At 50.4% G+C, this 22,367-nt stretch carries 10 protein-coding genes; 1 reads left to right on the forward strand and 9 read right to left on the reverse strand.

From position 1 onward, the window contains the following. Nucleotides 1-111 precede the first annotated feature (111 nt). The gene (locus L6468_RS06345; protein WP_091818734.1) at nucleotides 112-648 is read left to right on the forward strand and encodes a 30S ribosomal protein S16; all 537 of its coding nucleotides are present in this window, start codon (nucleotides 112-114) and stop codon (nucleotides 646-648) included. 194 nt (nucleotides 649-842) lie between these two features. Here L6468_RS06345 and nifJ read toward each other — a convergent pair whose 3' ends face one another. The 9 genes from nifJ to L6468_RS06395 all read right to left on the reverse strand — a co-directional run bounded on the left by nifJ (nucleotide 843) and on the right by L6468_RS06395 (nucleotide 22,315). Further along, nucleotides 843-4,418: a pyruvate:ferredoxin (flavodoxin) oxidoreductase gene (gene nifJ, locus L6468_RS06350; RefSeq protein ID WP_237796542.1), complete on the reverse strand. Its 3,576-nt coding sequence runs from the start codon at nucleotides 4,416-4,418 to the stop codon at nucleotides 843-845. Nucleotides 4,419-4,499: 81 nt separating this feature from the next. After that, nucleotides 4,500-5,687: an ATP-binding protein gene (locus L6468_RS06355; RefSeq protein WP_091818732.1), complete on the reverse strand. Its 1,188-nt coding sequence runs from the start codon at nucleotides 5,685-5,687 to the stop codon at nucleotides 4,500-4,502. A 164-nt stretch (nucleotides 5,688-5,851) separates the two neighbouring features. Next, nucleotides 5,852-8,242: a TonB-dependent receptor plug domain-containing protein gene (locus L6468_RS06360; RefSeq protein WP_091818731.1), complete on the reverse strand. Its 2,391-nt coding sequence runs from the start codon at nucleotides 8,240-8,242 to the stop codon at nucleotides 5,852-5,854. A gap of 27 nt (nucleotides 8,243-8,269) precedes the next feature. Next, nucleotides 8,270-13,564 carry a non-ribosomal peptide synthetase gene (locus tag L6468_RS06370; RefSeq protein ID WP_237796543.1) on the reverse strand — a complete coding sequence of 1,765 codons (5,295 nt, stop codon included), beginning with the start codon at nucleotides 13,562-13,564 and terminating at the stop codon, nucleotides 8,270-8,272. A gap of 32 nt (nucleotides 13,565-13,596) precedes the next feature. Further along, nucleotides 13,597-14,418: a sensor histidine kinase gene (locus L6468_RS06375; RefSeq protein WP_237796544.1), complete on the reverse strand. Its 822-nt coding sequence runs from the start codon at nucleotides 14,416-14,418 to the stop codon at nucleotides 13,597-13,599. A gap of 8 nt (nucleotides 14,419-14,426) precedes the next feature. Further along, nucleotides 14,427-17,255 carry a sensor histidine kinase gene (locus tag L6468_RS06380; protein ID WP_237796545.1) on the reverse strand — a complete coding sequence of 943 codons (2,829 nt, stop codon included), beginning with the start codon at nucleotides 17,253-17,255 and terminating at the stop codon, nucleotides 14,427-14,429. Continuing rightward, a complete protein-coding gene (locus L6468_RS06385) occupies nucleotides 17,252-18,862 on the reverse strand; it encodes a WD40 repeat domain-containing protein (protein WP_143005671.1) in 1,611 nt (536 codons plus the stop codon). Before L6468_RS06385 ends, L6468_RS06380 begins: the two co-directional genes overlap by 4 nt. 6 nt (nucleotides 18,863-18,868) lie before the next feature. Continuing rightward, the gene (locus L6468_RS06390) at nucleotides 18,869-20,032 is read right to left on the reverse strand and encodes a PP2C family protein-serine/threonine phosphatase (RefSeq protein WP_091818726.1); all 1,164 of its coding nucleotides are present in this window, start codon (nucleotides 20,030-20,032) and stop codon (nucleotides 18,869-18,871) included. A gap of 96 nt (nucleotides 20,033-20,128) precedes the next feature. Then, the gene (locus L6468_RS06395) at nucleotides 20,129-22,315 is read right to left on the reverse strand and encodes a sodium-translocating pyrophosphatase (protein ID WP_237796546.1); all 2,187 of its coding nucleotides are present in this window, start codon (nucleotides 22,313-22,315) and stop codon (nucleotides 20,129-20,131) included. Nucleotides 22,316-22,367: the final 52 nt, after the last annotated feature.

Consider the following 22,367-nt stretch of genomic DNA (forward strand, 5'->3'; position numbering starts at 1 on the left):
TTTTTCACTTTTCACTTTCCACTTTTACTTTTTTTTCGTAATTTTGCAGCCGCTTTCACGAGATGGGAGCATGAAATTCAAACTTTTAACAACAAAAACAACATTTAAAACATGGCAACAAAAATCAGATTGCAGCGCGGTGGCCGTAAGAGCTATGCTTTCTACAGCATCGTAATCGCCGACGCTCGTGCACCACGTGATGGTCGTTTCACTGAGAAGATTGGTTCTTACAATCCTAACACCAATCCCGCCACGGTAGACTTGAATTTCGACCGTGCATTGTACTGGGTAGAGAATGGCGCACAGCCTACTGATACCGTACGCAACATCCTCAGCGGTGAGGGCGTTTACCTGATGAAGCACCTTAAGGGTGGCGTGAAGAAGGGCGCTTTCGACGAGGCTACTGCACAGAAGAAGTTCGATGCATGGAAGGCTGACAAGCAGAAGGGTCTTGACAAGGTAGCAGCCGAGGTAGCTAAGGCTAAGAAGGATGCTGAGGCAAAGGCTCTCGCTGAAGAGAAGAAGGTTAACGAGGCAATTGCTAAGAAGGTAGCTGACAAGAAGGCAGCTGCTGCTGCAGCAGAGGCTGAGGTAGAGGCTCCCGCAGAGGCTGAGGCAGCTGCAGAAGAGGCTCCCGCAGAGGCTTAATCTGCTTCTTCTTTATTCAAGTAGAAATCAAACTGGAACTCTCGAAGTTTTTCTTCGAGGGTTCTTTTTTTTGTGCGTACTTGTATTTGGTAAGATTGATGGTAGAATAAAAAAGAGCATCCGGCAAATGCGGATGCTCCTTTTTTATAGAGATGGGTCAGCGGGCGAACCGCTGACCACACGGATTCAGAGAATTAATCCTCCCAGTTCTCCTGAGACTTGCGGATGTAAGTCTTGTAGCGGAGCTGAGCCATCTTCTGTGCCTCAGCGAACAGCTCCTCGGCCTCGTTAGGATAAGCCTTCTTAACAGAGAGGTAACGAACCTCACCGAGCAGGAAGTCGTGGAAGTTCTCCCAGTTGGGCTCCTTAGAGTCGAGAGAGAATGGGTTCTTGCCTTCATCAGCCAGAGCGGGGTTGTAGCGCCACAGGTGCCAGTAACCGCACTCAACTGCCTTCTTCTCCTCGGCCTGGCTCTTACCCATACCGCCCTTGGCCTTCAGACCGTGGTTGATACATGGAGCGTAAGCGATGATGATTGAAGGTCCGTGCCATGCCTCAGCCTCGCGGATAGCCTTGAGGGTCTGTGCGTGGTCTGCGCCCATAGCAATCTGAGCTACATATACATAACCGTAAGTGGTAGCGATCATACCCAGATCCTTCTTGCGGATGCGCTTACCCTGAGCAGCGAACTGAGCGATAGCACCAAGAGGAGTAGCCTTAGAAGCCTGACCACCGGTGTTAGAGTAAACCTCAGTATCGAGCACGAGGATGTTCACGTCCTCACCAGAAGCAATCACGTGGTCGAGACCACCGTAACCGATATCGTAAGAAGCACCGTCACCACCGATGATCCACTGTGAACGCTTCACGAGGTAGTGATCCAGAGTCTGGAGCTCCTTGCAGGTAGGACAACCCTTGGCAGCGCTCTCAGCGATGAGCTCGCGCAGACGTGGAGCAATCTCCTTGGTCTTCTCGGCATCCTCCTTATTCTCAATCCACTCCTTGGCAAGTGCCTTGTACTCGTCGCTGGCGTTGCCGTCGATCATCTCCTGCAACAGCTTAGCTACACGCTCCTTCATCTTCTTGTTACCCAGAGCCATACCCAGACCGAATTCGCAGAAGTCCTCGAACAGAGAGTTGTTGAATACAGGACCCTGACCCTTCTCGTTCTTAGTATAAGGTGTAGAAGGAATAGAAGCAGAGTAGATAGAAGAACATCCGGTAGCGTTGGCGATCATCTGACGGTCACCGAAGAGCTGAGAGATGAGCTTCACGTAAGGAGTCTCACCGCAACCAGAGCAAGCGCCAGAGAACTCGAACAGAGGCTGAGCGAACTGTGAGTTCTTCACGTTGCTCTTGATGTCGACGAGGTTCTGCTTTGACTTAACATTCTTAACCAGGTACTCCCAGTTCTTAGCCTCCTGAACCATGTCGGCTGCATCAGGATTGAATGGAGCCATGGTGAGAGCCTTGCCAGTCTTAGGATTGCCTGGGCAGATGTCGGCACAGTTACCGCAACCCAGACAGTCGAGTACTGAAGTCTCGATGCGGAAGTGCATGCCCTTCATAGCGGCAGGAGCCTTCATCTCGAGGGTGTCGGCAGCAGCTGCGAAGCCCTTGATCTCGTTCTCGTCGAGTACGAATGGACGGATGGCAGCGTGAGGACAGATGTAAGCACACTGGTTACACTGGATACAGTTGTCCTTGTTCCATACAGGAACGAAGGCCTCTACACCACGCTTCTCGTAAGCGGCTGTACCAACCTGCCAAGAACCGTCAACAGTGTTGTGCTTAACAAAGTCAGAAACCTTCAGCAGGTCACCAGCCTGAGCGTTGATAGGACGAACCAGTTCCTTAACGAATGCGGGAGCATCGTCCTGCTTCTCAGCATCGTCTGGCAGGTTTGCCCACTCGGGCTTAACGGTGAACTGTACATACTCACCACCACGGTCGATAGCTGCGTAGTTTTTATCAACTACATCCTGACCCTTAGCCCCGTAAGACTTCAGGGCAGCAGCCTTCATCTTCTCAACAGCGAGCTCCACGGGGATGACGCCGGTGATACGGAAGAATGCACTCTGCAGGATAGTGTTAGTACGGTTACCCAGACCAATCTCCTGTGCAATCTTAGTAGCGTTGATGGTATATACAGTAATGTTGTTTTGTGCGAAGTAGCGCTTTACCTTGTTAGGCATGAACTTCTCGAGCTCGTCGGCGTCGAAGATCGTGTTGAGCAGGAACTGACCGTTCTTCTGCAGACCACGTGTAACGTCGTACATGTGGAGGTAAGCCTGAACGTGGCAAGCCACGAAGTTAGGTGTGGTTACCAGGTAGGTAGAGCGGATAGGTGTGTCACCGAAACGCAGGTGAGAGCAGGTGAAACCTCCTGACTTCTTAGAGTCGTAAGAGAAGTAAGCCTGGCAGTACTTGTCGGTGTTGTCACCGATAATCTTAACTGAGTTCTTGTTAGCACCTACGGTACCATCGGCACCCAGACCGTAGAACTTAGCCTGGAACATGCCCTTGCCGCCGAGAGCAATCTCCTCAACCTCAGGCAGAGAGGTGAAGGTAACATCGTCTACGATACCAACTGTGAAATGGTTCTTTGGCTCGGGCATAGCGAGGTTGTTGAACACGCTGATGATCTGAGCAGGTGTAGTGTCGCGGCTACCAAGACCGTAGCGGCCACCCACGATGAGAGGCTTGTTCTCTACGTCGTAGAAAGCATCCTTCACGTCGAGGTACAGAGGCTCACCGTTAGCACCGGGCTCCTTGGTACGGTCGAGCACAGCAATACGCTTAACAGTCTTAGGAACTGAAGCGAGCAGGTGCTTAACTGAGAATGGACGATAGAGGTGAACAGAAATCATACCAACCTTCTGGCCATTAGCGTTCAGGTAGTCGATGGCCTCGCGAGCAGCATCGGTAGCAGAACCCATGAGGATAATCATGCGATCAGCATCCTCAGCTCCGTAGTATGAGAATAGGTGGTACTCACGGCCAGTAATCTTAGAGATCTCGCCGAGGTATTTCTCAACAACCTCGGGTACAGCATCGTAGTACTGGTTGCTAGCCTCACGGTGTGTGAAGAATGTCTCGGGGTTCTCAGCAGTACCACGTGTGATAGGACGCTCAGGGCTCATAGCACGATCGCGGAAACGCTTAACAAACTCCTCCTTAACCAAAGGACGGATATCTTCCTGATCCATCATCTCAATCTTGTGGTACTCGTGAGAGGTGCGGAAACCATCGAAAAAGTTAACGAAAGGAACGCAGGTCTCGAGAGTAGCCAGATGAGGAACGGCTGTCAGGTCCATCACCTCCTGAACTGAACCTGAGCAGAACATGGCGAAACCGGTCTGACGGCAAGCCATAACGTCCTGGTGGTCACCGAAGATACACAGAGAGTGTGAAGCCAGCGTACGGGCAGAAACGTCGAATACGCAAGGAATCAACTCACCAGCAATCTTGTACATGTTTGGAATCATCAGGAGCAGACCCTGAGAAGCGGTGAATGTAGTGGTGAGGGCACCAGCCTGCAAAGAACCATGAACGGCACCGGCAGCACCAGCCTCTGACTGCATTTCCTGAACTGAGACGTTCTGACCCCAGAGGTTCTTGCGACCACGGGCAGCCCACTCGTCAACATGCTCCGCCATTGGCGAAGACGGGGTGATGGGGTAGATAGCAGCTACCTCCGAGAACATATAGCTCACGTGAGCCGCAGCCTCGTTACCATCACAGGTGATAAATTTCTTTTCTTTAGCCATTTTTTTGTAATGATTAAAAATGAATGTATTTGTTTGCTTTTAGTTTTATGTCCTTTTTTTACCCTTTTACTGTTCTACCTTTTAATAAAGGAATCCCAGCAGCCAGAGGGGTATCTGATTGTCCTTGCCGATTTCCGTGTTGTAGCGGGCGTAAATCGTATCGGACGCGTACTTTATTTTATTATGTACGTCGGCATCACAGATGCGGAACTTCAGTTTTCCGTCTACCAGGAAGTAGGGCTCGCGTCCACTCTGGTTCACCTTGTGGTCCTTCCAAAGAGAGTTTACGAAGAAGGTCTCCATAGCTGTCTGCTTCTCTACGTGAATGGGGTAGATGGCATACAGGAGGTTGGAGTTGTGGAGCATCACCTTTGAAGGCTTCTTGGGGAAGTCCTCGCCCTCTGGGTAAATCATATTGAGCAGACGGGCATCGGTGAGGTACTTGATATAGTTCATCACCGTGGCACGACTGGTCTCTATATCGGCAGCCAGCTTTGACACGTTGGGAGCCTTCGGACCTTCCTCGGCCAGCTCGTAGAAGAGCTTCTTGATCTTAGGCAGATACTTCAGTTCAATCTGCTTGATAATCAGGATGTCAACCTCGGTCATCATGTTCATGGTCTTCAGCAGGTTCTCGCTATAGTTGCGATGCTCCTGGAAGAAGGGGTAGAAGCCATGATGGATGTAGTCCTGGAAATAGCGGCGTGGTGATACCTTGGGCAGAATCTGCTTGACAATATGCTCGTGGTCGCTCAGGATCTCGTCCAGGGTGTAAGCGCGGAAACTATTGCCTGTCATTAAGTTCAGGAACTCACGGAAAGAGAAACCGCGCAGGTTGTAGGACTTCACGATACCATTGAGCTCCGGATTCTCGTCCTTCAGGCGCATCACGCTGGAACCGGTAAACACAATCTTCAGACCTGGATAGAGGTCGTAGCATTTACGCAACTCCTGGGACCAGTTGTCTTGCTTGAAGACCTGGTCTATCAACAGCACACGGCCACCGCGATGATAGAACTCGCCAGCAAAATCAGCAATGCCGCGTCCCTGAAAGTAGAAGTTGTTCATGTTGATATAAAGACATTGCTTGTCGTTTATATCAAACTTTTCCTTGGCATACTGTAAAAGGAATGTCGTTTTTCCAACGCCTCTCGTACCCTTAATACCAATCATGCGGTCAGACCAGTCGATCTCGTCCATGAGACTGCGACGGACTGGTGCATTCACATGCTCTACCAAGTAACGATGTGTTCTGAAAAAAGCTTCCATCTACAGATTTGTTTTAAAACAGCTGCAAAGGTACGACTTTTTTGCGAAATTGCAAAGTGGAAATGGCAAAATATTACAAAAATCGTATTTATTTTAATATAATTGATATAATGTTTAAAATAGATTTAATAAATATGCAATCATACATTTACGATGGCTGGGTATTAAAGCTTAAATGCCACCGTTCCCATCAGGGTGCGACCCGGATAGCGATAGGGGATATATGACGTTCCACCAATCTCGTAGCAGGTGTTAAACACATTGTCGCAATCGAGTGAGAGCTGCATGGTCTTGTTGTAATCGTACTTCAGACGCAGGTCAACCAGGGCACGTTCGTTGAGATAGAAATCTTCGCTACCTGTGACACGTGAATTGGCCTTGTTGAGCGTACGTGAGGTATAGCGCAGATTGCCCGATAGCCACAAAGAGTGGTTCTTCTTGTCAAACAGGCGCTGCTCGCAAGCCAAGTTGGCCGTTACCGACGGTATGCTATAGATGTGATGATCGTAGTAATAATACTGTTCAGCACTCATGGCCCGTTGGAAAGTGGTGTTGAGTCGTGAACGGAACGCCGTCGTTTTGTAACTCAGTTCTGTTTCGATACCTGCCACCTTAAGACTACCCGAGTTTACATATTTCGGCGCATTCAGGTCGGTGCTCTGGTTATTACAGATGAGGTCTGTCAAGTGGTTGTAGAACAAGTTGACATCATAATCAAAATGCCCACCTATAGACCCCAGAAAGTCCAGCTGTATAGCATTCATATATTCCGGCATCAGGTCCTCACTACCTTTGTACGTGTTCTGCGTGTTCTGACGATAAAAATAGGGAGCATCTACAAACGAGCGTGAGTACGACGCCTTGACGCTGAACGTCTTAGAGGGAACATAGACCAAGGCGACACGGGGCGAGAATGCCTCGACGCTCATATCGTTTCGACGATACTTCTTGTCGTAGCGCAGACCAGCATTGAGGATCAGCTGGTCGGTGAAATAGTGCTTATTCTGAATGAAACCCGAGATGCTCTTCTCATGGCCCACATTTAGCTGATTAGGGGATTCTGGTGTGGTTACTATAGTGATGTTACTATACTCCTCTCCGAGGAAGAACTCGTTGACAGGGATTCTGTAGAATTCAAACTGTGCACCAGCCAGCAGGTTACCATGCTGATTACCTATCTTATAGTTGGAGGAGTACTTAGCCGTTGCACCAATAGTATATTCTTCCCAGTTGTCATCCTGATACACACCATGATAAAGACGCATAACCGGTTTTCCGTCTGGACCTATCTTTGGGGTACCACTGCCATCAGGATTGAACTCTACGTTATACATAGAATCAGAAACAACCTGATAGTCTTGAAACTGATACCAGTCACCATAGAGCGCTATATTCAAGTTGGAACTGCCAAAACTCTTGTCGTATTCGAGATTGAGATGGTTCTCATTGACAGAATAGCCAGGGGTGACCCCAAAGAACTGACGATAACGGTCGTAGTCATATGTTTGAGCATACCATGAATACTGAGGAACCAGTTTTCCGTATTTGCGACTCACCATCAGGTTGAAATCATTGAGTTTTATGGTGACTCCTATGTCGTAAGACGGTTTGCCCTCGTAACGGCCCACATAGGCATAGCCATCGTGTGGGGTTTGTGAATAGCCAGAACCAGCAGGAATCGTGATACGTTCTCCTTTTGAGGTGTAGAGAGAAGCCCATGCCATCACGTCGGCTCCTAGGAACGTTGTTCCAGCTGTGAGGTCGGCACGATGAGTACCAAAAGAGCCATAGCTGTATTTGCCCTTGATGCCATTGATCTCATTACCACTTTTTGTGATAATATTGACCACAGCCGTCAGAGCCACGTTACCATAAAGTGATGAAGCAGGACCTCGCAGCACCTCTATATGGTCAATCTTCTCCGTGCTGATGGCATAGTCGAGCTTACCGTTGTTGGTAGAACGGGCATTCAGTCGGTGACCATTCTCCATCACAAGAATCTTCTCCTGACCATTCGTATATACACCATGCATGGCCACATTAGCGAAAGCATACGTACAAATCTCACTCATGCCAGGCACATAGGCAGCCAGTATCTGTCCGATGTTCCTGTTGTTGCTCAGCATATCAATCATCTCGCGAGTGATGATGGTTACAGGTACAGGCGCCTCCTCGATATTCTCTTCCTGACCAGATGCCGTCTTAATGGTAGTACCCCGACCTTCGCGCAGTCGGTTTATCATATCGACAAAACGCACAGGATCTTCCAGTGAACCGAAGAAATACTTGTTTTCGTTCAGCAGCAGTCCTGCGTAATACTCCGATTGTTCTGGCTGGTCGAGCGCCAGACAGCAGAGCGACATCAAACGATATGCTTTCTGCCTGTCGGTACCAAGAAAAGCTTTCTCATTGCGTTTCAGCAAAACGAGCGCAGAGTCAATACGACCTATCTTATAGGCATTTTCCGCCTGAACATAGACATCCTGAGCTGATGCAGGCATTGCCAGAAGCGTGAGGGCGACGACTGTGAGGTATATTCTTAGATGATTAATCATTTCATAAAAACAATTATACGTTACACATTATATTTGCGACAGACAGAAGCTGACGTTATTTGTATCCAACAGACGGAAGTGGCTGGTTGACACAGAATGGACGCAGAGGTGAGGCAACAAGCGGCGCCAGGAGGCATCGCTATCAGACTTCAGTTCCTTGTCTGCCATCTGTGTGGCTTCGAAATAATCCACACTACCACTATAGAACGGCATGGGCGAATGATCCTCTATGGGATTGATATACTCCTCCATTTGATGGAGCCTGCCAACAACCTTAGAGATATCGAAATAGGTGTCGAACAGCAACACACGTGGAGTCTGATTTGTTTCCTCGTGCCACTTGACTGCACAACGATAGCTGAACTCGCCACCAAAGCTATGGCCCACGAAGACGCTGACCTTGGCATCAGCAGGGAGACTATGGCGAATCAGTTCAATATAGCCATCCACTATTTCTGACTTGTTCTTGCCAGCAAACAATGTACGGATATGCTCCTGAAGGGGTTCGATGACAAAGACGGAATAGCGCTGACATAAACGGGTGATCAGCGGCTGCAACAAATGGTAGGAAGTGAGTCCTTGAACGACCACGGCAACAGGTTTCGAGGCATCGTAGCCCTGAGCCCAGTCGCCAACAGTGGTTTTGTGGGCTGCTATCTTCTTAATAGTCTTTAACCGGAGTATGTCATTGACTTTCAGATTGAAGTCGGCTTCCTTAGCCAATACTGCCAGTTTAATGGCATTGAGTGATGACAACCCCAGCAGAGTCAGGTCATCAGTAATACCCACCTGTTCGATACCCAATATCGTCTTAACGATGTCGAGCAAGACCTTCTCCCGTTGATTTGAAGGTGGTTCTGTAGTACCATGACTCAATGTCATACTCGTTGCCAGTTCTGTGAGCTGCCGATGATCAATTTTTCCATTGGGAGTCATCGGCATTCTTTCCAGTTGTACAAGCTTCGAGGGCACCATATAAGAAGGCAGTGAGTCTGTCAGACTCTTGCGTAATACCTTTGGACTCATCTCACTGCTGTCGGAAACATAAAAGCCCATCAGGTACTGAAGGTTGTTATGTTTGTTCACAATTACTGCCGACGTCTGAATACCAGGCAAACTATTAATGCAGCTCTCTATTTCGCCCAGCTCTATTCTGTAGCCATTAATCTTCACCTGATTGTCTATGCGTCCGTGGAATATCAGTTCGCCGTCCTGGCTCCACTTCACCAGATCGCCTGTGCGATACATCTTCTCGCCTGGCAGGAAGGGACAGTCGACGAAACGCTCACGAGTTTGTTGCTCTCGTTGCCAATAGCCACGAGCCAACTGCGGTCCCACCAGACATAACTCACCCATAGCGCCCCAGGGGACAAGACGCCCTTCTGGACCGACAATCAGCGACTTGCTGCCAGGAACGGGATGCCCAATGGGAATATTCTCGTATGTACAATCAGGATCAACGACGTGATAAGAAGAACAGACCGTAAATTCTGTAGGTCCGTAACCATTGATAACCTTGACACCCGTATTTCGGTTGACATGCAGATTCTCGCCTCCAAGGAACAGATAGCGTAGCGACAGGTCCTGACTCTCAAGCAGTTCCATTCCTATCTGCGTACTCATTGTCAGACCCGTAATTTGGTTGTCGGTAAGATAGCGGCTGAAAGCCACTATGTCATAACGCATGGCCGATGATATGATATGAATCTGTGCACCACATGTAAGTGGACCAAACAAGTCAGGTATTGAGGCGTCAAAGCTGAAGCTGGGGTGAAGTGCACACTTGTCTCCAGCCTTTAATTCTTCCATAGGAATCAGCCAATTCAGCATGGCACAGAGCGAATGATGTTCTATCATAACACCCTTAGGTTTGCCTGTAGTGCCCGATGTGTAGATGATATAAGCCAGCGATTGCGCTCTACTATAGTCTAATGGCGAAACAGTAGAAGAAAAATCGAAATGATCTAATAAGATAATATGTCGCTGACTATCATTCGACCTTAAATCATGTTTCTCTGCCAGTTTACTGGTGGTTATCAGGAATCGGGCATTCAGGTCGTTCAACATGAAGTCAATACGAGCCTGTGGATAGTCAGAGTCCATCGACAGATATGCGCCTCCAGCCTTGAATACTGCGAGGACAGCAATCACAAACTCTTTACGGCGTGGAAGCATCAGTGCCACAAAAGCGTCGTTAGCAACTCCAGCCTTGACAAGTGATGCAGCCAGACAGTCAGACTGTCTGTCCAGTTCTGCGTAAGTGATAGAAGATAGCTTATCGACAACAGCTATCGCATCGGGAGTGTGTGAAACCTGGCGCTTGAACAGCTGGATAAATGTCTCTGACGCATCTCTTTTGACTTCCTTCCCGCAGCCCATGGTTAGCAGATTCTCCATATCTTCATGCGACAGAAGAGGAAGCGACATCAAAGTCACCTCATCATTGTCAACAGCCGCAAAGGTCTTAATCAGGTGAATGTAGCTTTGCAAAATCCTCTTCACAAAAGCATCTGAATAGATGTTGCTGTGGTATTCCGCATGAAGCGTGAGTTGGTTGCCATTTCTGGAAATCTCGAATGCCAGTTGCTCGCCGGTGGCATTATCCATCAGAGGTATCTGACAGTATGGCGCTCCGCCAATACGGTTTGGAAATTCGATGTCGCCCTGATAGGCAAAGAGAATCTGACTGCCAATATAGTGATTCATGGCTCTGAGCTCGGCAAACGAATAAATATCGTTTGCCATGCTGCCCATCAGTTGCTCTTTGATAGTCTGTAGCAATGTTCTCAGCGTTGTCTGCTTGTCCCATTTCTCATAGACGGGCAACGTCTTTACCAACATCGAAACAGTACGGTCCAATCTTAATTCATGACGACCGTGATAGATGGTAGCGAACAGAGACTCTTGAGAATAGGTATAGTGTCCCAACAGATAACCAAAGACTGCAATCGTAAATACATTAGGAGTCACACCAAAACGTTGGCACGCCTCGTTCAGTTCTTGTACACTCAAACCCAGGTCAGCCTCCTGTTTTCCAAATGTGGTAGCAAGTCCGTTGCTGTCGGCAACGGGCAGGGATGTGATTTCCAGACTTCCAAACACATTTGTGTTCCACTCTTTGGCATCACTGTAAGTTTTTGTTTGTCGTAGGGCCTCTTCCTCCTGCGCTACCTCAAAGCCACTGAAAGACTCACCTTCCAGATGCTCACCATCATAAGCTTTCTCTAAGTCGGATAGTACAACGCCCATAGACATTCCATCGAAGATAACATGATGGAAGTCCATGAAAAGATAGGCATTCTTCGGCGTAGCAATGATACGGATACGGAACAGTTGGTCATGAAGCAAGTCAAAGGGTTGCATCAGTTGAGGCTTTAGATAGTCAAATTCCTCTTCCGAAACATATTCTATCTCCTGCCTATAACTCTCGTCATCATTCCTGTGCTGACGGGGATTGCCGTTGCTGTTGATAAACAGGCGAGTCTTCACAAAGGGATGGGCCTCTACTACGGCCTCAAGGGCTTTTGCCAGACGAGGTAGATCCAGCCCGGGGGCCAGTTTGAAAAGCGTGCTGTTGTTATAGACCACCTCGCCCTGTCGAGCCATGCATGCAGCAAAGATTCCCAACTGCGTCTGACTCAGTGGGTAGTCCGCCAGGCGTTCAAAACTGAACTCGCCCTTCTTGCTGATGGCTTCGGCTATCCTGCGTGGCGTGCGATGCGTATAAATCATTCGGGCGTCGATAGACAGGTCGGCACACAGCGTCTGCAACTTCATCACACGGATGCTGTCGCCACCCATCAGGAAGAAGTCCTCATTGACACCTACCTGCGTATGGCCCAGTGTACGTTCGAAGGCAGCACACAACTTCGCCTCTGTATCGTTCTGAGGAGCCTCGTAGGGCGCACGCTCTATGACGTCGTCCTCCACAGCAGGCGACTGCAGACTCTTGCGGTCGGTCTTGCCGTTCATGTTGAGCGGAAAACTCTCCATCTTCACGAAATAGACCGGTACCATGTAGGCAGGCAACTTCGACGTGAGGTAGTCGATGATTTCCTGCTCCGTGACGCCCGTCTTCGAGATATAATAGCCGCAGAGATACTGACGCTTATTACCAGAAGTAAAACCCTTGACGATGGCGTTGTCGATGCCAGGAATCTTCTTGAACACCGTCTCCACCTCACTCGGTTCTACGCGCTGCCCGTTGATTTTCACCATCCAGTCCTTTCGGTTCACGTATATCAGGTTGCCGTCTGGCCGAGCCCTGACAATATCGCCTGTATGAAGCCATCCGCCCCGATACAGTTGTGCCGTACGCTCCGGGTCCTTATAGTAGCCAGGCGTCAAGTCGCCCCGATAACACAGTTCTCCCTCCTCGCCGAAAGGCACCTCGTTGCCGTCCTCATCCTGTACACTATATATATAAGGTTCTACAGGGATACCGATAGGCGTATTGTCGTAGGGTTTGTCAATCATAAACGTGCAGCCGATGCCAGCCGTCTCCGTCTGACCACAGTAGTTGACGAGCTTATACCCCTTAGGGCCTACACCCGACACACGCTCAGAAGCAGTAAACACCACCTTTAATGCCTGTGATTTATTCTGGAAATAGGGTAGTACCGAAGGAGGAATAAATACAAACTCGATACGCTGCTCGGCCAGGAAATCCTCCAGTTTACGAATATCCATCCTGATATTCTGAGGCACCACGTTGACGGTCTTGCCCCTGGTGATGAAATCATAAATCAGTTTGCAGGCCACAAAAAACATTGGCGCCGTGACAGCCATCACCGACACATCCAAATCCTGGAACATCTTGTCAGGGAATAGCGGAATGCCAAACGAGCGAAACGAGTGGAGCACACCCTTTGGCTGCCCCGTACTGCCTGACGTATAGAAGAGGGCGTTGATGTCGTCCTCACCAGGCAGTGCCGACGGTTCTTTTGGTTCTGTGGATGCCATCTCGCTCATCACCTTCTCATCAATCAACAGGGGCGATTCGCTATGCTCCATAATCTGCTGAATACGAGACTCCGGAAACTGGTCGCCCATGGGAATGATAGCATGACCTGCCAGCCAGATGCCAATCTCAGCAGCTATATACTCCATACTCGTGGGCAGACAGATGCCGATGAAAGAGTGGGCGGGCAACCGACGCTTGTCGATATAGCCCACAACCCTGCAAGCCATGATATACAGCTCTTCGTAGGTTGTTTCCCGTTCGCCAGCATGGTCAATGATAGCCGTCTTCTGAGAACAATTCTCAAAAGCATCCACTATCCATTTTATAAATAATGCGGTAGTAGAGTCTGTTTTAACCATTCGTATGGATTTTTCTCCTGTGAAAGAAGGAATCAATTTTTAATTGGAATTATAAAAGTGAAACTCGTGCCCTGTCCCAGCGTTGACTCGAACGACAGTTTGCCTCCGTGTTTGTTTTCTACGATATCGCGTGTGATGCCCATGCCAAGACCAGTGCCTTGTCCTACGGGTTTGGTGGTAAAGAAATTCTCATAGAGATGCTGCTTCACCTCGTCGCTCATACCCTCACCATTGTCGGCCAGCGAGATGGTGAGTTGCTTGCCGTCCGACTTCACGCATACCGTTACCTCCGGCTGATAGTCAGCACCCGTTGCCTCGGCCTTCTTCTTTACAGCATAGCAGGCATTGTTCATCACGTTGAGTACGGCACGACTCAGATCCTGTGGGATGACCATAATCGGAGGCAGACCCTCCTGATAGTTCTCACGGATAGCTATGTTAAAACTCTTATCGTTGGCACGCATGGCGTGATACGACAGCCACACATACTCCTTGACCAGGTGACAGATGTCCGTCGGGATAAACTCGTTTTCCTTGCCACGAGAAATGAGCAGTATGCCCTGAATGATGCTGATGGCCCGTTCGCCATGCTCCACAATCTTAGACATATTCTCTTTCAGGTCGGCCACGATATCCTCCACCTCCTCACGGTCGTCCTCACTCAGTTTATCTTCGTTGTCCTCTACAATCTCAGTCAGATCACTCAGCAACTTGTTCGACATCTTACTGAAATTAATGACGAAATTCAAGGGGTTCTGAATCTCGTGGGCAATGCCGGCGCTGAGCAGTCCTAGTGATGCCAGCTTCTCCTGTTGCTTCAGTTGTTGCCTGAGGTTTTCCATTTGCTTCTCCATAATATGTATCAGTTTTGAAGAATTGGTAACGTAATGGTTATTATTGTATAATTATCTTTCTCGGACGCTATCTGGATGTCGCCACCGTGATCCTGTATCACTTCATGACTCAGATAGAGACCGATACCTGCTGCCTCACCCGTTGGCTTCGTGGTGAAGAAGGGGTCGCAGACCTTGTCAATGATGCTTTCCTCTATGCCGATACCGTTGTCGCGAACGGTGATGGTAGCAAACGCGTCGTCCTGAGTCAGCGTGACAGCCACCTCCGGCGTATATTGCGTGCGTGCTGCTTTCTTCTCCAGCGCATACATCGCATTGCCTAGAATACTCATGATGGTCATACTGATCAGCTCTGGATTACCATTGATATTGACACTTGTCTCAGGTATAGAGAAAGGTGCCTGGATGTTGAACGCAGCAATCTTCTCCTTGAAATAGTTGTGTAGCATCTCTTCGTCCTGTCTCAGAATACTACAGAGGTCTATTGCCATCTTGCCACCCGTGCGGTCTTTCAGGATTTCCTCCATCGCCTTCAGCGTGCGTGTGGTGTTCAGTCCGTGCTGTTCCACCTTCTCCAGGTTCTGACTCAACATCTCCAGCACATCCAGCGTGTCCTCGAAGTTCTCCTTGTCCATGTGCTCCTCCTCGTCCTCGATATTCGCCTTGAGGTCTTTCAGCAGTCCGCACGACAGTTTCGAGAAATTATTGATATAGTTCATCGGGTTGAGAATGCGGTCAATCAAGCCCTGCGTCAGTTTACCGGCCGTAGCCATCTTCTCCTGACGAATCAGTTCGTGCTGCGCCTCGCCCAGGTCTTTGAGGGCCTGCTCCAGACTCTTTGACTTCTCTTCAATCTCGTCCTTCTGTTTGACCACCTCGGCCGTGCGCTCCTGCACAATACTCTCCAGACGCATCTTTTCCTTCTCCAACCGGTGCAGACGGAAACGTACGAGGAGGTAGATCAGGATACCAACCACAACCAGGTAGAGAATCATCATGTACCATCGCTGGTAGAACGGCCGCTGAATCTCAAATTTCAGGGCTTCTGCCTGCGTCACCTGTCCGTAGGCATCCATCGCCTGCACCTCGAAGGTGTATCTTCCTGGTTCCAGACTTGGGAACTTAGCCTCCTGCTCGTTGTCCCATGCCGACCACGACTGATTGTTCAACCTGTAGCGATAGCGTGTCTCCTTGATCAGGATGGTGTTGTCCAGTGCGAAGGTAAACTCCAGGTTGCGCTCATCGCTGCTGAGTCTCTGCAACTTGCTTGGCATCTTACCGTAGCCACCCCACAAGATGCTGTCGCCATTCAGCTTGACGCTGCGGATAAACAGTTTTGGACTGCTATCCAGTATGGGGTCAGAGAATTTCACCTTATAGGTAATCAGACCAAAGTCGCCACCCAAGATGAGCCTGTCCCTGTCGTAGAACAACATATCGCGTACATTATATTCGCTGATAGCGTTCAACTGCTGCGTGAATCGCTTGTCCTTGATGCCATCCTTGATGCAGTAAAGCCCTCGTCCGTCGCTATTTGTGAGCCATGTGGCCCCGTCCTTGTCCAGATAAGCCATCTGAGGGTAGGGGATGGGGGCTGTCTGGTTGGCACTGATGGTGAGCAGTTCCTTGTTCGTTGGCACAATCATGCCCGGCACGGTCTTGTCGCCCTCCAGCACCACCTGATGGAACGCCTTCTCTGCCTGCTTCTTGCACCAGATGATGCCATACAGATTCTGCAGCCAGATGGTCTCCTTCTTATCTATATAAATATGTGTCACGCGCTCCAGGTCGGCTATCTTCTCCCTGCGACCGTTGTCGCCGTTCATGAACACACCCTCCGACTCACCAGTATAGAATCCGCCCTGCGCCTCCTTCACCGACATGGTGTTGTGGTCGTTCAGTCGCTCGGCCACCGTCTTCTCCTTCATCAGGTACAGACCGTTGCTCGTAGCCACCAGCAATCCCTTGGGTGTGGTAATCATTTGCCAGCAAGGGTGGGTCATATCGGCCACCTGACGGAAGAATTTTCCATCCATGAAAAACAGTCCGTTGGCAGTGCCCACGTAGAGCGTTCCCTCATGAAAGATGATAGACAGTACCTCGCCACGGAGCCCCTCTTGCGCTGTGGCATGCGTGTAGGTAGTAGGTACGGCGATGCAGAACAGGCCGTTGTTCGTGGCGCCCCAAAGGATGCCTTTGCCGTTGTAGGCCAACTTATTGATAGCGTTCGAGCACAGACCGTTGTCCTCCGTAATCAGATAGGCCGTCTGCCCGTTGCTCAGAATATTCACGCCGTTGGCCCCCGTTGTCTGCGCCTTCAGTCCGAATCCTATGTCAATAAACTCGTTGTCGGGCGCCGTCTCCAGCAGGCGCTGCGAGGCCTCCTTCACCTCGCCCTTACTGAGCGTGTAGCCGTAGCCGTCCTCCAGTTGGAAGACCATCTGGTTGCCGTTCTCCCAAATCCTGGTGACCACACCCTGAAAATTACCTTTCTTCACGGCATTATGCAGCATCAGCTCACCCTTGTCGTTGCTCTCTATGAAGCCCAGGTAGTTGTAGCCGCCAGCCCAGATCGTACCCTTCCGGTCGCGATAGAGGGTCGTCACACGGGTGATGTTGGGCGTATGGATGATGCGCCATTCTGCCTGGTCGTAATACAGCAGACCTTCAAAGTTGGCCACATACACAAACCCCTTGTCGTCTGTGGTGATGTCGAAGTTGCGGTTGTGCGCCTGATACTCCTCAGCGCTAAAGTTGCGCAGGAATGGAATTCCCTGTGTGAAAGAATAGGTTGAGGCTGTCAGAAGGGCGAAGAGTATAAAGAGCCGTTTATTCATTTCTCACCTCCTTTCACACTATTGATAAACATCTTGTAAGAGGCACTCTTACCTATATAGTTATCCCATTGCTCCTCCGTGAGCAGATGCGCCTTCAGTCGGTTTACCATCACATCGACCGATACCAACGTCTCCGTCAGGTTGCCGTTGTTATCGCCCGACCACAGGTGCGTCTTCTTGTTATTGATGTTGAAGTAGCGAATCCATCCGTCCGACTGGTCCGACTGGAACAGTTGGATAGGTTCCACCTTCTCGTTTTCGTAGAGCCACAGGTTCATCTTGCCGTCGTAGCTGGAAGAGTAGAGTTGGTTGCCGTTCACCTTCAGTCGGGTGATGCGCGAACGATGGCCCACCAGTTCCTTTATTCTCCCGTTCTTTTCCTCCACATATATCTTGCCGTCGCTGGTGCCGTAGGTGTTGATACCCTTGTTGTCAGAGCGTGCAAAAGCCGTGACGATGCCCTTTACGGCAGTGGGCTTGCGCTTACTATCCAACTTGTCTGTGCTCACCATCTCGTGCATATATCCCTGTTCGTCGAAGAGATACGGATGCTTGTTGATGCGCCCCAGGGCCGTGATCTTGGCGTTCACACGTAGGGTGCCCTGCTGCTGGTGAGTCTTCGTATTAAAGAGTGCCACACTGTGTTCACCCACCACCACCAGCATGTCGTCGTTATACATATCCAGCGCCATGGGGTGACTGATGTCTGAGAGTACCACCTGCTGCGCCTTGCCGTTGGCCGGGATGACGACCAGATGGCCCGTGTGACTGGCGGCATAGATGGTGCCAGCCTTATCCACATACACGCTACGGAAGTCCAGTGCGCTGTTAGAGAACAGGTTGTGCGTCTTTAGTTTATCATCCTGATTCACATGACGGTATATCTCGCCATAGCTACTCACCGTTACCAGCTCTTTCTCTTTGTTGGGAACGAAGAATATGCCCGTGATGCCACCCTTGTGCAGGTTGTTCCAGGTCGTCTTACTGTCGCTCACCTCCATCAGGGCCTGAATCACGGAGACGTGATACAGGTCGTTCCTGCTGCCGTAGGTCTTCGTCAGCCAATACGACGCAAAGACCAACCGCTTAGCCAGTTCCTTATTGCCGCCCGACTGATACTGATTAGAACCCATGGAGGCCAGCGAGCGTCCCAGCGCTATGTAGCTCAGGGTATCAGCCACGCGCTTGTTGAGCTCTGCCGTCTTCCTCTGGTCGTTGGCTATCTCGGCCTGCCGTTTAGCCTCCTTACTCTGAGCCTCGGCATTGTCGCGCTCCTTTCGGGCTATTTCTTCCGATGCCCTCGCCTGGTTTTGGGCGATGATAGCGCTCTGCTTCTCCTCCTCAGCAATCTCGGCCTGCTTCTTTGCCTCGACGGTACGCTCATCGCTGATGCGTTTCTGTTCGTAGGCAATCTCCTCCATCTGCTTGTTGATGCTTTGGTCTATCACGGCCCGGTGCTCTTTCTGACTCATCACGGCCAACTGCTGTTCCAGTTCGGCCGTCTTCTCCTTCTCGAAGTAGTAGCAGCTAAAGCCCACGGCGCATCCTGTGCCCAAAGCGGCACAGGCAATGCCCCAAAGCATATTATTTCTAATCAGCTCTTTCAATGCTTTTTACTTTCGTTTAAATGATAATAAGGTGATGTCGTCACTCTGAGGTGCGCCGTCGGTAAAGGCCTTCACACTAGCCAGGATATTGCTAATGGTCTCCTGACAGTTCAGTCCCTTCAGCGCCTCCAGCGTCTGTTTCAGTCGGGGCTCACTATACTCCTCCAGGGCATTGTTCACGGCCTCGTTCACACCGTCGGTATACATCACCAGCATGTCGCCCTGCTGCAGTTGCAGCGTGTTGGCGCTGAAGTCCAGTCCCTCTATAGCACCAATCATGCAGTTATTGCTCATAGGCAGCGCCTCCACCTGTCCGCTGGCATGGAGCAGGTAGGGCGAGTTGTGCCCGGCGTTACAGTAGTTCACCTCGCCCGTCTTCGTGTTGTAGATAGCGTAGAACACGGTGACAAACATGCAGTTCACCGACTCCTTGCAGAGCAGTTCGTTGGCCCGTGTCATCACCTCGTTGGGTGCTATGCCCTGCATGCCGATAGCACGTATCAGCGTACGACTCACAGCCATGAAGATGGCTGCCGGCACACCCTTACCACTCACGTCGGCCATCACGAATCCAATCCTGTCTTCATCAATGCGGAAGAAGTCGTAGAAGTCGCCACCCACGTCCTTCGCAGGTGTCATCGAGGCAGCCACGTCGAGGATAGCCTCAAACTCAGGGAACGGAGGGAACACCCTGGGCAGTATGGCCTGCTGTATCTCGCCAGCCACAGCCAGGTCGGTCTTCAGCGACTCCAGTTGCGAGTGCTCCTTTTGTGACTCTTTGATATAATTAATCTGCTCGATAGCCTTCTCAATGGTGACACTCAGGTCGTCCAGGTCTATAGGCTTTGTGGCAAAGTCGAACGCACCGTTGTTCATGGCCTGACGGATATTCCCCATGTCGCCATAGGCACTCACCATGATACACTTCATGGCAGGGTTCTGCATCTCATTGATTTTCGTTAGCAGCGTCAGTCCGTCCATCTCCGGCATGTTGATATCGCTCAGTATGATATCAAAATCTTTGTGCTGAAGCATCATGGTCAGTGCTTCCACACCATTGTGAGCAAAGTGGAACTCGTACTCTCCTTTACGGATCTTTCTTCTGAAATATTGTGTCAAGAGCAACTCGAGGTCCATCTCGTCATCGACACTAAGAATTTTTGTTGGCATAATGTTTATCTAATTTTTACTTTATATTTCGTTTATTTTCGATAACGGATTTAACGGATTTAACGGATTTAACGGATTTAACGGATTATTTTTTTTCTACGAGAATATCACCGTTAGTCCGGCCATCACGATGCTTACCATCGACATCAGTTTGATGAGGATATTCAGCGATGGGCCCGACGTGTCCTTGAAGGGGTCGCCTACGGTATCGCCAACGATGGTGGCCTTATGGGCAAACGAACCCTTGCCGCCGAAGTTGCCTTCCTCTACCATCTTCTTGGCATTATCCCATGCGCCGCCGGCATTGGCCATGAACACGGCGAGGGTGAACCCGCTCGACAGTCCGCCAACGAGCAGTCCCAGCACACCGGCAATACCCAGCACACAGCCAACGACGATAGGAATGGCGATAGCCAGGAGCGACGGTACAATCATTTCGTGCTGGGCGGCACGTGTGGATATCTCTACGCAAGAACCATAGTCGGGCGTGCCTGTACCTTCAAGTATGCCCTTGATCTCACGGAACTGTCTGCGCACCTCTTCCACCATCTTCTGGGCGGCACGTCCCACAGCCTCCATCGTGAGTCCACAGAACAGGAAGGCGGCCATGGCGCCGATGAAGGCACCTACCAGCACGCGAGGGTTCATCAGGTTCACCTGGAAGTAGTTCATGAAGTCGGGTATGGTAGCGTTGATAGCGTCAATCTCCTCACCGGCCAGGTTCACGATGATATCGCCAGAGCGGTGCATCGCAATCTTCACCTCCTCGATATAGGAAGCCAGCAGGGCCAGGGCCGTGAGGGCGGCAGAACCAATGGCGAACCCCTTACCGGTTGCGGCGGTGGTGTTACCAAGAGCATCGAGTGCATCCGTACGGTGGCGCACCTCTTCACCCAGCTCACTCATCTCAGCGTTACCGCCTGCATTGTCGGCAATAGGACCGTAGGCATCCGTAGCCAGGGTGATACCCAGCGTAGAGAGCATACCCACGGCAGCAATACCGATACCATAAAGACCTTGCGACAGGGCGCTGGCATTCATGTCCATCACAAAACCATTGGCGCAGAGATAACTCAGCATGATGGCCACACCGATGGTGACCACGGGGATGCAGGTTGACATCATTCCCGTGCCGATACCCTTGATGATGACCGTGGCAGAACCCGTAAGACCAGCCTCCGAGATTTTCTGCGTGGGTTTATAGGAATGTGAGGTATAGTATTCCGTAGCTTGTCCGATGATGACACCTGCGGCCAGTCCTGTAATCACGGAGAACGAGAGCCCCAGCCAGTTGTCTATCTGGAGCAGATAGAGAATTCCGAAGGTAGCCGCGGCAATCAAGACGGCCGACACATTCGTGCCCAGCGACAACGAGTGTAGCAGGTCGCGCATCGTGGCACCTTCCTTGGTGCGGACAAGGTAAATGCCGAAGATACTCAGGAAAACGCCTACGGCAGCTATCAGCATGGGGGCGATGACAGCTTTCAACTGCATCTCGCCGGAAGCGGCAAAGGCTACGGCACCCAGGGCTGCTGTAGAGAGGATACTGCCACAGTAGCTCTCATACAGGTCGGCACCCATGCCGGCCACGTCGCCCACGTTGTCACCTACGTTGTCTGCGATGGTGGCGGGGTTGCGTGGATCGTCCTCGGGGATGTCGGCTTCCACCTTTCCCACGATATCAGCGCCTACGTCGGCAGCTTTCGTATAGATGCCGCCGCCCACACGGGCAAACAGCGCCTGTGTTGAGGCACCCATGCCAAAGGTCAGCATCGTGGTGGTGATGGAGATGAGTCCGTCGGGATCAAAATAATTCAGGATGATAAACCATACTGCGATATCAAGCAGTCCCAAGCCCACTACGGTGAGTCCCATAACGGCACCGCTGCGGAAGGCTATCTTCAGTCCGCCATCCAGACTCTTACGGGCTGCGTTAGCCGTACGGGCTGAGGCGTAGGTAGCCGTCTTCATGCCAAAGAAACCTGCCAGTCCACTGAAGAAACCGCCCGTCAGGAAAGCAAACGGTACCCATGGGTTCTGTACACCAAAGCCATAGGCCATCACAGAGAAGATGATGGCAAGGATGATGAAAACAATCAACACCACTTTGTACTGCTGTTTCAGATAGGCCATTGCGCCACGTCTTACGTGACCGGCAATCTCTATCATACGGGGCGTGCCTTCTTCCGCCTTCATCATGCTGCGGAAGAAACTGTAGGCCATGCCAAGGGCCACTACTGAGGCAATTGGAACGAGCCAAAAAGCAATAGGTATATTCATCATTGGTTATTGTTTTTAGTCTATTTGTATAATATTATGTATTACATTCTGCAAA

It is taken from the genome of Prevotella communis (assembly GCF_022024115.1).
Classification (GTDB): Bacteria; Bacteroidota; Bacteroidia; order Bacteroidales; family Bacteroidaceae; genus Prevotella; species Prevotella communis.